This is a genomic window from Psychrobacter sp. T6-1 (assembly GCF_052258445.1).
In genome coordinates this window covers 1-11584 of the sequence record NZ_JBQQFC010000058.1, presented here as the reverse complement: position 1 = coordinate 11584, position 11584 = coordinate 1, and the positions used below count along the sequence as shown (strand labels likewise).

Sequence of the window (11584 nt, the reverse complement as noted above, 5' to 3'; positions counted from 1 at the left end):
ATAGCTTTATCTAAGAGACGAACGGCTTGACTAACACCATGCAAATGCTCTGCTGGCAGTAGACCCGAAAGGCCAGTCTCTAGCTCATCAGGCGCAGTGATACCGCGACCTGCGTATAGTCTGGCCAGAGTAAAAGAGTGAGCAGCAAGTGGCTGCAGTGCGGCGGGTAGCTCGTCGATGCGAGTACCCGTATAACGGGGAGTTAAATTTAGCATGAGCGTATTCTACTGGCTTTTATAAAGGGTCACAATGATAATTATAGATATCGCTCTAGTGCTGTGACTTTAACTAATTGGTATTACCGTAAATGAGATAGACCTAAAATAGGTCATTGTATTTACAAAAACTGTGCAATCTTAAGCCAATATTCTGCATTTCGCTACAAAGCTATAATGGTATAACGCTCATAATTGACTACACTGTTAGGCAGCAAATTACTTCTATATATGTATTAATAATTGTGTAACTTAAAAGGATATTTTATGAAAACGACGCCAAAAGCTGAAAAACTTCCTAATACCATTGACCCAAATTTAGATTTAGAACAAATCAAAAAAGACTGCTATAAATTGGTCAAAAAACGCGCTAAATATTCAGCTGGCGTGGCAGTCATACCAGTGCCTTTTTTTGACGTAGCTGTTGATGCAGGTATGCTCACTCAGCTCATTCCAGAGATTAGCGAACGTTTTGGTCTCATTGAAGGCCGTCAGTCAGCAGTTGATCTTGAGTCGCGTGAGATTCATTGGAAAGCCCTAAAAGATCGTACAGTAGACTTTGCAGGTCTTATGGCTACGCGTGGTATCGTTAAAAAGACCATTCAGGGTTTTGGTGGTCGAATTGCTGCTAAGCAAGTTACCAAGTTTATTCCATTAGGTGGTCAATTGGTTGCCGCGACTATGGGCTATACTATTTTCAAAAAAATCGCTACCGATCATGTCGATGAGTGCTATAAGTTAGCAAAAGACATTCAGTCAAAGCAGCATAGTAAAAATGTCTAGAGACTACTAAGTACAACTATCTTATTATCTGTCAAAACCAGCTTGGACCTTATGTCTTAGCTGGTTTTTTGTTTGTTGCGAGCGGCAATTGATTACTAATTAGCGCTATACTGAGCGCTCATGTCTATTTGAACCCAAAAGCAATGAATCAGACGCTTATCCATTACTTTTTGCATTTTGGTCTGCCGCTACCCATAGCTTACGTATTCTTCCGTAAAGACTACAAACGCGTCTATTTAATTTTGCTTGCTACTATGCTCGTTGATTTAGACCATTTACTAGCCACGCCAATATTTTCGCCTAATCGCTGTAGTATCAACTTTCATCCTCTCCATACTTACTACGCTATGATCGTCTACTTGGCGATGTTATTCATGAGTAGACCTTTTAGGATAATTGGACTCGGACTCATACTACATATGATAACTGATTTAAATGACTGCGTGCTCACCTACTTAAAGTGTCCTGAATGTCTAAATAATGCATCTACTGTTGATTTAGTAATAAAGATAAGCGATGTTTTTAAGTATTAGAGCCGCACTTTTAGTCATAAGATCAGTTATTATGCGCTAGTGCTTATTTATTAATACCTAAAGGATACTGTTATGAAAAAACTATTACTGTCAGCTACGATGCTTACAGCTTTTGCACTTGCAGGCTGTACCACAACGGGTGGAACCAACAATTCAGGTGACGCTATAGGAGCAGCTAATGAGATCGGCATGAACGTATTCAAAGCCGCTATCGACAATCAGTGCCGCAGTCAAATCGAGAGTCAAAAGACGTGGCAGATTGCGAGTGCCGCTATGACCGAGGCTCAAGAAGAAGCGGTCAAATCTCGAGTATGTGGCTGCGTTAGCGAACAAGCCCCGCAGCAAGTAACTATCGTTGAGCTAGGTAATGCCGCTATTGATGCAAGCTACCGCACGCAGCTAGTCGCACGAGTGGTCGCAAAGTCACTACAAAGCTGCTATGGCAGTATCGTTACGCCATAAGCCGCTAGTCAAGATACTATTAAAATATACAAAACTAAAAAAGCACCCTATACGTCAATTTAGCGTATGGGGTGCTTTTTAGGTAATATGACTGAGATTGCGCCAGTAAAGTTTAGATATGATTTTGAGTTATTGGTTCAGGCTGCATAGCAACGGGTAATACTCTACTGCGCCGAAAGTACTTTGAGCTGGTATTAATAATATCATTAACGCCCTCAACCAAATCTTCGATAACATCATCATAAATACCATGATGCAATTCAGTATCAAAAGCGGTAAAAGGATGCTTACGCGCAGCCGCTCTTACGTCAGTAATGCCCTCTTTGGTATAGAATATATTGACACTACCATCGCTATTTAATACGCAAACCAGATCGCCTTCATCGACGACGATATCCATACGTTCAGGTATAAAGATGTAATCATCAACATCTAGTAATTCTTTTTCTACGCCTTTTTTAAACAGTGCTGCGACATCCATAATAATGCTCCAAATGACTACTAAAATCTCTTAACTGGTTTGATAACTATTCATTAAAATCTAGTACTTACTTATTAGTACTTGTCGTTCTCGCTTATCAAGTCAGTGTCACCTAAAGCGGCAGTCATAGGTAACACTTTATTCATGCGAAAGTACTTAGAATGACTATTGATAATCTCATTGACACCATCGATCAAATCTTCGATGACATCGTCATAAATACCATGATGGAGCTCGGTATCAAAATCGGTAAAAGGATGCTTGCGTGCAGCAGCTCTCACGTCAGTGATACCTTCTTTGCTATAAAAAATATTGACTGAACCATCGCTATTAAGCACACAGTTCAGGTTGCCCTCATCTACCACCATATCAATGCGCTCAGGCGTAAAAATATAATCATCTACATCAAGTAGTTGTTTTTCTACTCCCTTTTTGAATAACGATGTAACGTCCATTATAGTTATATCCTTATGGGTTAAAATTTATAAATTTAATAAGCTTAAGTAGCTCTAAAAGGTACTTATTAAGCCTATAAGAGAAACTGAAAAATTTTAAGATGTGATGTGTAAAGGTACGTTTATGGTTGGTAAGGAATAAATTCTATATAAGCTAGTAAACCCTTAAAAATAGCCCATTTAAAATTCGACTAAGCATCTCTATATGGCCATTTTCAAACTTAAAAATCCCAGTAGAATTTTCGTATTATTTTAAACTTACAATTTATCTTAAATTCCATATAGTCATTTGATTTGAACAAATAGTAAGGAAATAATTTATTTTAGAAAATTATTCATGTATTATTAAATTTACAATTAAATGACCAAACAAATGTAAAGAAAATATGTATAAATACTCTATCTTATTACTTCTCACATTTTCTACTTTTTCATTCAATGTTAATGCAAATGATACTTTCATTGAGAAGGCTGCTGTTGAATACTCTAAAAGCTATAATGTTACGATACAGGAGGCGACTTACAGATTAAAAATCATGGCTGATCAAGAAGAAATTATCCGCCTAATAAAAGGAAAATTTGGAGATGACATTGCAGGAATATATTTTGATAACGAGGGTAACGAATTCAAACTTGTAGTTCGCACCTCTAAGAAAGGACGATTAGAAAAAGATGTTCTAGCCTTATCTAATCAACTTTCAGCAAGATATAAGCTACCTATAGATGTTGTTGCCAATTCTCCTAGAAACTTTAAGTCAATTGAAAATATTTTGCAAAATCAAAGTTCAAGATTAATGAGAAGTATCGAAGGTATACAAGGTTTAGGTTATAACCCAAGAAAAGATATAATCTCCATTTATGTGTATGAACCTGATGATTCAAAAAAACAGTCTTGGTTGAACAACCAGCAATTAAGTAAATTATCAGGAATGGAAACAGAGATAGTATTCGATGATGGTCCTGTCAAAACAACAAGCCTTATCGGTGGGGGATTCTTGGAGACATCACCAGTTAGCTCTTCTTATCCGAACAAGCCTATGTGTACAGCTGGCTTTCCAGCCACAAAGAATGGTGTAGCTGGCGTCATCGCAGCTGCCCATTGTGGAACGCTCAATAAGGAACTTGGCACAAAATCACGTTATGTCGGTCGAAATAATGAGATACACCAGCTAACCTTGACAGGATACGATACAAATCCTGATTCTGGTAAATATCATGATCTTGCATTTTTTGAGACAAATGATAAAACAGTAAAAGCGTTGCCATACTATTATCCAGATATCAGTAGCTATACAGAAGAAGCTTATCCCTATAGAAGCGCCCAAGTTGGCACATATTTATGTCATTACGGTCGGACAACGGGGACTTCTTGTGGCAATGTAATAGATGTTGCCTATGCGAATTTTAATAATTCGGCATCTGGTGGCGCCAATAAAGGATGCGCATCATCTTTACCTTGTGGCAATACTTTTGTTAGGATTGAACGTAAGGGACTGAATTGTTTAGTAGGAGATAGTGGGGGACCAGTTTATGGCTCTGTGCCATATGGAATAGCAAGTTCATGCGTAGTAAGCAATAGCGGCAATGCTGCTCTAATGTACTCACCTCTAAGGTTTGTTCATTATACGGGTGCTCAGTTATTAACTACTCCATATTAAGATTTAGTAAAAGGATATTGCCCAATGACTAAAACAATATACGTTATAGTGGTGTTATTTGCTTCAACATTATTGACCACAGGCTACCAAACCACGAGTGTACCTAGTGCTTATAGCGAAACTGAACTAGGAGCTGGTTTATTTTTTAGCTATCCTCCTCGAGATCCTCAAACACCTGTAATAGCTTCTGCAACATCTGCAACATTATTGTATCAAGATGGCTGTCTACTGGCTTATAATGGTACTTATATAATGAACCCGATATTTGAACATGGCACTACAACCTTCGATTTAAATAATCATGCGTTAACTGTAGATGGTAAAGTCTTTCAAATTGGAGATATAATAGAGGGCGGTGGCACTGTAGGAGAAATATTAAAGTCTGATGAAGCTTCTTTTTTCGTTACCAAACCTTTAAATAGATGCATACAAGAAAACATCATTTATTTTTTCAGTGTAGATAAATAAACACAGGTTTGGGCACAGGGTGCGCCCCGATTAAAACACCTAAAGCAGATGCGCTTTTAGCTCTAGCACTTTGTCACGGGTTTTTGCGGCGTCCTCAAACTTGAGATCACGAGAGAACTGCTTCATAAGTTTCTCTAGGCGCTTGATCTCTTTGGCGAGCAGATCAGGACTGCGTAAAATACTGATATCAACATCTGGCAGATTGCTCTTGACCGGAATCGCTTGATTGTCGTTAGCGTCCAGATCATCACCCGTATCGATCTTGTCCGTGATACTGCGGCGCGCGCCCCTTGGCGTAATGTTGTGCTCAAGGTTAAATGCCACTTGCTTTTCGCGGCGACGGTCGGTCTCATCTATCGCCTTTTGCATACTTGGCGTGATGCGATCGGCATAGAGTATGGCCTTGCCGTTTAAGTGACGCGCGGCGCGACCAATGGTCTGAATCAGCGCGCGCTCTGAGCGCAAAAAGCCCTCTTTATCGGCATCAAATATCGCCACCAGTGACACCTCGGGCATATCTAGACCCTCACGCAAGAGGTTAATGCCGACCAAAACATCATGCACGCCTGTACGCAGTTCGTGAATGATTTGCATACGCTCAACGGTATCAATGTCTGAGTGCAGATAGGCGACTTTGACATCGTATTCTTTAAGATAACTGGTCAAATCCTCGGACATACGCTTGGTCAAAGTGGTAATCAGCACACGCTCATCAAGTTCGCGGCGCTTGGTAATCTCAGATAACACATCATCGACTTGGGTCAGCACGGGACGTATCTCAATCTCAGGATCAATAAGTCCCGTTGGACGCACGACCTGCTCGACCACTTGCTCGCTGTGCTCATACTCATACAGTGCAGGCGTCGCACTCACATAAATAGTCTTGGGTTTGATACGCTCCCACTCTTCAAACTTCATAGGTCGATTGTTCATCGCACTAGGCAGACGAAAGCCGTAATTGACCAAGTTCTCTTTACGCGAGCGATCGCCTTTATACATTGCTCCAATTTGCGAGACGGTAACGTGCGACTCATCGATAAACAGCAGCGCATCCTCTGGAATATAATCAAACAGTGTTGGCGGCGCCTCACCCCACGGACGACCAGAGAGATGATGTGAGTAGTTCTCGATACCGTTACAGTAGCCGAGCTGTTGTATCATCTCAAGATCATACTGGGTACGCTCTTTAAGACGCTGCGCTTCAATCAGTTTGTTATTATCGCGAAAATACTCAAGGCGCGGCTCAAGCTCTTCGCGAATAGTGATACTAGCCGCATCCAACTTATTACGCGGGGTGACGTAATGTGACTTAGGATAGATAGTAATACGCGGCACGCTACGCACGGTCTTACCCGTTAGCGGATCAAACCAAGTAATTTTTTCAACTTCATTATCAAACAGATGCACGCGTACTGCCAATTGCTCAGACTCAGCTGGATAAATATCAAGTAGCTCACCACGCAAGCGGTACGTACCACGCCCAAAGTCCAGCTCGTTACGAGTATATTGCATCTCAACCAAACGCTTGATCGTTGCGGTGCGATCTATTTTGTCACCGACAACAATGTGGAGCAGCATCTTAAGATAACTCTCAGGATCACCCAGACCATAAATACAAGAGACCGAAGCGACGATGATTGCATCACGGCGCTCAAGCAGCGCGCGGGTGGCTGACAGGCGCATCTGATCGATATGATCATTGATAGCACTGTCTTTTTCGATAAAGGTATCGGATGCCGCGACGTAGGCTTCAGGCTGATAGTAATCGTAATAACTGACGAAGTATTCAACGGCGTTGTTCGGGAAAAACGATTTGAACTCACCATATAGCTGCGCCGCCAGCGTCTTGTTATGCGCCATAATGATCGTTGGGCGCTGACACTCGGATATGACCTTTGCCATAGTGTAAGTTTTACCTGAGCCTGTCACGCCAAGTAACAGTTGCTCATCCATACCACTATTAATCCCTTTGACGAGCTTATCGATGGCTTGCGGCTGATCGCCTGCAGGCTCAAAGTCAGTCACCATCTCAAAGGCGCGACTCGATATTTGCGTTCCAGACGCATTGACACCAACAATTTCAGCTTCGCCTTGTAACTGAGAGGCCAATTGATTTAACTGACGCGACGAGCGCGGTTCAGGCATACGCATAAGAACTGTCTTATTCAATAGGTTTATAACATTATGGGGTTTTAGCACTATTTTTAAAGGCTATTTACACCAAGTCTTACTTAGCAAAAAGAGCTAAAACAACGTGTTATTTGTGCTAAGTATTCAGAAGTCGTTTATTGAAGGTTACTTAGTAAGCGCTGTTTGATTGATTTGTAGACGAATAGAGGATAGACGTATTGATTCACCCCCTCTATATCGATCAAGATTTGGGTATAAAACTTACACGCTAGACGATATATTTACAAAGCTTTTCACGATTAACAAAGCTATTACATGACCACTCAACAAAGCCTAATAGTCTAGGGTTCAATCATCAATTCAAACTGTTAGTATAGATACTGAAATTGAGCAACACCCAAATCGAAATCAGTTAAGCTAAATAAATAATCTAAATTCTAATAAATAATGGAGCATAATATGAGAGAACGTTACGCGAGTGGAATCAATGACGACACTGCCAAAAAAATGGTAGACCTACTTAATTCAAACCTAGCAAACTTGATGGATCTGAGCATGGACACCAAGCAGTGCCATTGGAATCTGCAAGGTACTGGCTTTATTGGTGTGCATCAGTTACTAGATGACACCTATGATCGTTTAACTGAAGCCTTTGATACTGTAGCAGAGCGTATTGTCATTTTGGGCGGCAAAGCAAACGGTATCTCTAAACGCGTCGCTGAAGATTCAATATTAGAAACTTATCCCACTGATATTACAGAAGTGGATCAGCATGTTCGTGAGCTGACTAACCGTTATAAGAAAATTGCTGAAACGCTACGTGAAGCGATCGATACTGCGGGTGACGCAGGCGATGAAGATACCGCTGATTTGCTAACTGAGGTAAGCCGCGTTGTAGATAAAGATGCATGGTTCATCGGTGCTAATGCACCAAAGAAATAACTTATAATTAACACGTATGTCTAATTTAAAAAGGTCACTTTATAAGTGACCTTTTTTTATGCTTAATCGTTCTTATCGCTATTTATAAAAATGCTACAAATCTTTGCTGTCCTGCTTTTGCATAGCTGTCGGATTCTCGACTGGCGCGTCCAGATCACAGCTGGGACGGTGTGAGCTTTGCATACGTAACTGTTTACGCTCAAGCGCTGCATCGGCGCGGCATTGACGCATAGGATCTTTTAGATCAAGCGGCGGGGCTGGCGTAGGTTTACCATTATCATCGATAGCTACCATCGTAAAATAGCAGCTGTTAGTATGACGGACTGTACGTGCGCGCACGTCTTCTGCTTCTACTCGTATGCCTACTTCCATCGAAGTGGTGCCGACATAGTTGACACTGGCTGCAAAGGTAACGAGCTCGCCGACATAAATAGGCTCACGAAACATTACTTGATCAACGGACAGGGTCACCACATAGTTACCACTGTAGCGACTGGCGCAAGCATAAGCGACTTGGTCGAGCATTTTAAGTAAGTCGCCACCATGAACATTACCAATGAAGTTTGCCATATCAGGCGTCATTAGTATCGACATATAAAGCTCATGGTTTAGCGGTGCTTTTTTGGCAGTAGATGAGGTATTAGATTGAGCCATAGTTGTCCTTGGTCGTTGTAACGTTTATCGTTGCAAAATTTATCTGTCAGTTATACAGCAGGCGGATATCTAGTGCAAATTGATAACAGCAAAAAAACGGCTTAACCTAAATTAAACCGTTCATATCTGTAGCTCAAACACCTAAGCTGATGCCGTCTTATTTAGCCAGTTAAAGCGATAAGCCAACCAAGCCGTGCCAGCACTCACTGTACCTGTTAAAAAGCCACCCCAAGTAAAATCTACCAAAGCAGTATCAAGTGTATACCCTTTATATAGCGCAAGATTAGTAAAGTCATAAGTACCATAAGCCATCAAGCCAAGTAAACCACCTAATAAGAAAATGTGCCCGATAGAGGCGTTCGCTTTTATCTGCGGATAAAGGACGATAATGCATAGCGCTAAGATATAGAACATGTAGAACACAGCTGCCGCCATCATATTAGGTTCATCCGCCAACAGATGACCTATACGTTCCTCATAAAACAGCCCTTTCATCGTTGATAACCAGACAAAATCTACGCCTAAGAACATAGCAACAGCAACTAGATAAACAAATGTATAGCCCATAATAATATCCTTTTGTAATAACCAAACACAGGTCCTAATTATTTTTTATGCTTTAACTGTACTTTAATATGATGTATATAGATTTAGTAATCGTTATAGCTTTAGGTCATTTAATTGTAAATCTGGTAAAACGCTCAGTAGTGTACTTTTAGCCAAACGCAGCCGCAGTGCTAGGAGCGCTGCGCAGGTTTGTTGTAGTGTCAGTAGGCTTGTTTATCAAATCAGCTGCAGGCGAATCAGAAAAATGCAATATATCGATGTTGTCAGGTTTGACTGCAGTAAGCTGCACCACACCAATAGTGCGCTCTAAAAATCCACCCTCGCAGTAGCAAAAGTAAAACTCCCACAGACGAATAAAGGCTTCATCATAGCCCAAAGCTTTGATCTCTTCACGCTGCGACATAAAGGCTATGCGCCAGTCGCGTAATGTGTGCGCATAATCAAAACCATAATCATGCAATTGCTTGATGACCATATCTGTCTGCTTAGTAAACTGGGTATTTAGCTCTTGATTGGACAATAGGCAACCACCTGGAAAGATATGCGTCTGAATAAAATCGACGGAATCTATATAGTCTTCATAGTTTTGATCATTAAAGGTGATAGCTTGTAGCACCATAAGCCCTGTTGGTTTAAGTAAGCTATTGCACTTGGCAAAAAAGGTTGGCAAATACTCATGACCAACCGCTTCGATCATCTCAATACTGACAAGCTTGTCATACTGCCCTGTCAGCTCACGGTAGTCCTGTTTGAGCAAAGTAATTTTATCTGACAGGCCCGCAGCCTTTACTCTCACCTTGGCTTCATCGTACTGAGCGTCAGATATCGTCGTCGTGGTAACATGGCAGCCGTAATTTTTGGCCGCATAAATAGCAAAACCGCCCCAACCAGTACCAATCTCAATGACGTGATCGTTGGCTGTCAGTTGCAAGCGCTTGCAGATCAGCTCAAGCTTATGCTGCTGCGCCTCGCTCAGGGTCGCCTCGGAGTTTTGATAAACAGCAGATGAATACATCATGGTCTCATCTAAAAAGCGCTGATACATATCATTGCCCAAATCGTAATGCGCCAAGATATTAGACTTAGAGCCAGACTGATCATTGCTACGTAGCTGATGCTTGGCTTTTTCAAACGCTTTACTAATGCCAGCAAATCGGTTCTCTAATTTATTGAGTACGGCTAAGTTACGCGCCGCTAAGCGTATCAACCCCGTTAAGTCATCGGTGACCCATTCGCCATTGATGTAGCTATCTGCCAAGGCGATAGAGCCGCCAAACAATAGCTGACGATAGACACTGATATCATGGATCTTCAACGTCACATGCAGGGCATGACGCCCTACTGCTGAGCTACTTTTTAGACTCAAAGATTTATCACCGAAACTATGCGTATCGATAGACTGCGTAAACGCTTCAATAATGGTAATACCGCCGAACTGAACGCGTTTGAGCGCTTGAAATATTGCCTTTCGAGCTAGGTTATTCATGCCTTTATTGACAGGTTGTAAGATAGCGCTGTCACTGAGCGTTTGGCTCATGCGGGCATTGATCTTTTCTAATCGGGTCGTCGGCTGACGTTCGGTCGGTCGTACTGACATCGTTTAATCATCCTTTCATACAGTTGCAGAGAGATAAAGGGGTTATTTATAATACTTACTGTCCTTGCTACTTTATTCACGCCCTTGCTTACTATCAGCAAGCGTTTCATCATAATTAATATAAGGCACTTTTTTGATAGCAAATAATTTAAAAGCATGCCAGTAGATACGGGTCAATGAGGTCATATTCATTAGCGGGTTTTTGCGTAAGCTATGCTGTATCGATCGCGTCGTCATTGGCACGCCTGACATTTTTATACCAGTCTTTAGCACCTCACCGCGTCTGTCACTGATATCGATCGCAATGCGAACGTGCAAGCAGTCGTCATCTTGATCAGTCACTTTCACCTGCCAGCGGTAGAGCTGATCGATGGGGTTAAAGGGTGAGACGTGAAAGTTTTTGTCATGGCAAAATTCGGTCTCTTGCCCTTGTAATAAAAACCCATAGTAATGACGCTTATCCCAAGGGGTGTTAGAAACCTCTGCCAATAAGTGCGTAGGGGTTTGCTTGCTATCAAAGCCTATATAGAAATTGACTGGGCTAAAATACAATCCTGCATTACGGCACACAAGCATACCCATCATATCGCCTGTAGGCTTGCTACCTGTTTGAGTCACAAAGGCTTGAGTCAGACGCTC

13 protein-coding genes and 1 pseudogene are annotated in these 11584 nt (G+C 41.6%); 6 read left to right on the top strand and 8 right to left on the bottom strand.

Translation table 11 applies throughout. The features are described from left to right. Positions 1–215: pseudogene (locus ACTXGO_RS05345) on the bottom strand (single-stranded-DNA-specific exonuclease RecJ); the annotation flags it as partial. A 267-nt stretch (positions 216–482) separates the two neighbouring features. Between ACTXGO_RS05345 and ACTXGO_RS05340 the strand changes: the two are divergent. The 3 genes from ACTXGO_RS05340 to ACTXGO_RS05330 all read left to right on the top strand — a co-directional run bounded on the left by ACTXGO_RS05340 (position 483) and on the right by ACTXGO_RS05330 (position 1993). Continuing rightward, complete coding sequence (locus ACTXGO_RS05340; protein ID WP_435949311.1) at positions 483–998, top strand: hypothetical protein; 516 nt, start codon at positions 483–485, stop codon at positions 996–998. Positions 999–1126: 128 nt separating this feature from the next. Further along, positions 1127–1531, top strand: a complete 405-nt coding sequence (locus ACTXGO_RS05335; RefSeq protein WP_443541981.1) for a DUF6122 family protein — start codon at positions 1127–1129, stop codon at positions 1529–1531. A gap of 72 nt (positions 1532–1603) precedes the next feature. Further along, entirely contained in the window at positions 1604–1993 is a 390-nt protein-coding gene (locus tag ACTXGO_RS05330) for a hypothetical protein (protein WP_443541982.1), read from the top strand. A gap of 112 nt (positions 1994–2105) precedes the next feature. On the opposite strand, the gene ACTXGO_RS05325 is transcribed toward ACTXGO_RS05330, so the two are convergent. Together ACTXGO_RS05325 and ACTXGO_RS05320 are read right to left on the bottom strand one after the other, a co-directional pair. Continuing rightward, on the bottom strand, positions 2106–2474 hold the full coding sequence (locus tag ACTXGO_RS05325) for a hypothetical protein (RefSeq protein WP_435949314.1): 369 nt from the start codon (positions 2472–2474) through the stop codon (positions 2106–2108). Between the two features lie 74 nt (positions 2475–2548). Further along, positions 2549–2929: a hypothetical protein gene (locus ACTXGO_RS05320; protein ID WP_317198604.1), complete on the bottom strand. Its 381-nt coding sequence runs from the start codon at positions 2927–2929 to the stop codon at positions 2549–2551. A gap of 386 nt (positions 2930–3315) precedes the next feature. On the opposite strand from ACTXGO_RS05320, the gene ACTXGO_RS05315 reads away from it, so the two are divergent. Together ACTXGO_RS05315 and ACTXGO_RS05310 are read left to right on the top strand one after the other, a co-directional pair. Next, the gene (locus ACTXGO_RS05315; protein WP_443573596.1) at positions 3316–4587 is read left to right on the top strand and encodes a chymotrypsin family serine protease; all 1272 of its coding nucleotides are present in this window, start codon (positions 3316–3318) and stop codon (positions 4585–4587) included. Positions 4588–4611: 24 nt separating this feature from the next. After that, positions 4612–5055: a hypothetical protein gene (locus tag ACTXGO_RS05310; RefSeq protein ID WP_443573595.1), complete on the top strand. Its 444-nt coding sequence runs from the start codon at positions 4612–4614 to the stop codon at positions 5053–5055. Between the two features lie 39 nt (positions 5056–5094). Here ACTXGO_RS05310 and uvrB read toward each other — a convergent pair whose 3' ends face one another. Continuing rightward, entirely contained in the window at positions 5095–7206 is a 2112-nt protein-coding gene (gene uvrB / locus ACTXGO_RS05305; protein WP_435949316.1) for an excinuclease ABC subunit UvrB, read from the bottom strand. Between the two features lie 438 nt (positions 7207–7644). Between uvrB and dps the strand changes: the two genes are divergently transcribed. After that, positions 7645–8127: a DNA starvation/stationary phase protection protein Dps gene (gene dps, locus ACTXGO_RS05300; protein ID WP_317198608.1), complete on the top strand. Its 483-nt coding sequence runs from the start codon at positions 7645–7647 to the stop codon at positions 8125–8127. Between the two features lie 93 nt (positions 8128–8220). Here the strand turns inward: dps and ACTXGO_RS05295 are convergent, their stop codons facing one another. The 4 genes from ACTXGO_RS05295 to ACTXGO_RS05280 all read right to left on the bottom strand — a co-directional run. After that, positions 8221–8781: an acyl-CoA thioesterase gene (locus ACTXGO_RS05295; protein ID WP_435949317.1), complete on the bottom strand. Its 561-nt coding sequence runs from the start codon at positions 8779–8781 to the stop codon at positions 8221–8223. 141 nt (positions 8782–8922) lie between these two features. Beyond that, positions 8923–9348 (bottom strand): DUF2177 family protein, encoded by a 426-nt coding sequence (locus ACTXGO_RS05290; protein ID WP_317198610.1) that lies wholly within the window; start codon positions 9346–9348, stop codon positions 8923–8925. Between the two features lie 148 nt (positions 9349–9496). Continuing rightward, positions 9497–10945 carry a class I SAM-dependent methyltransferase gene (locus ACTXGO_RS05285; RefSeq protein ID WP_443573593.1) on the bottom strand — a complete coding sequence of 483 codons (1449 nt, stop codon included), beginning with the start codon at positions 10943–10945 and terminating at the stop codon, positions 9497–9499. Between the two features lie 72 nt (positions 10946–11017). Beyond that, positions 11018–11584, bottom strand: a 567-nt coding sequence (locus tag ACTXGO_RS05280) for a DUF1365 family protein (protein WP_443573591.1), incomplete at its 5' end; no start/stop codon positions are given.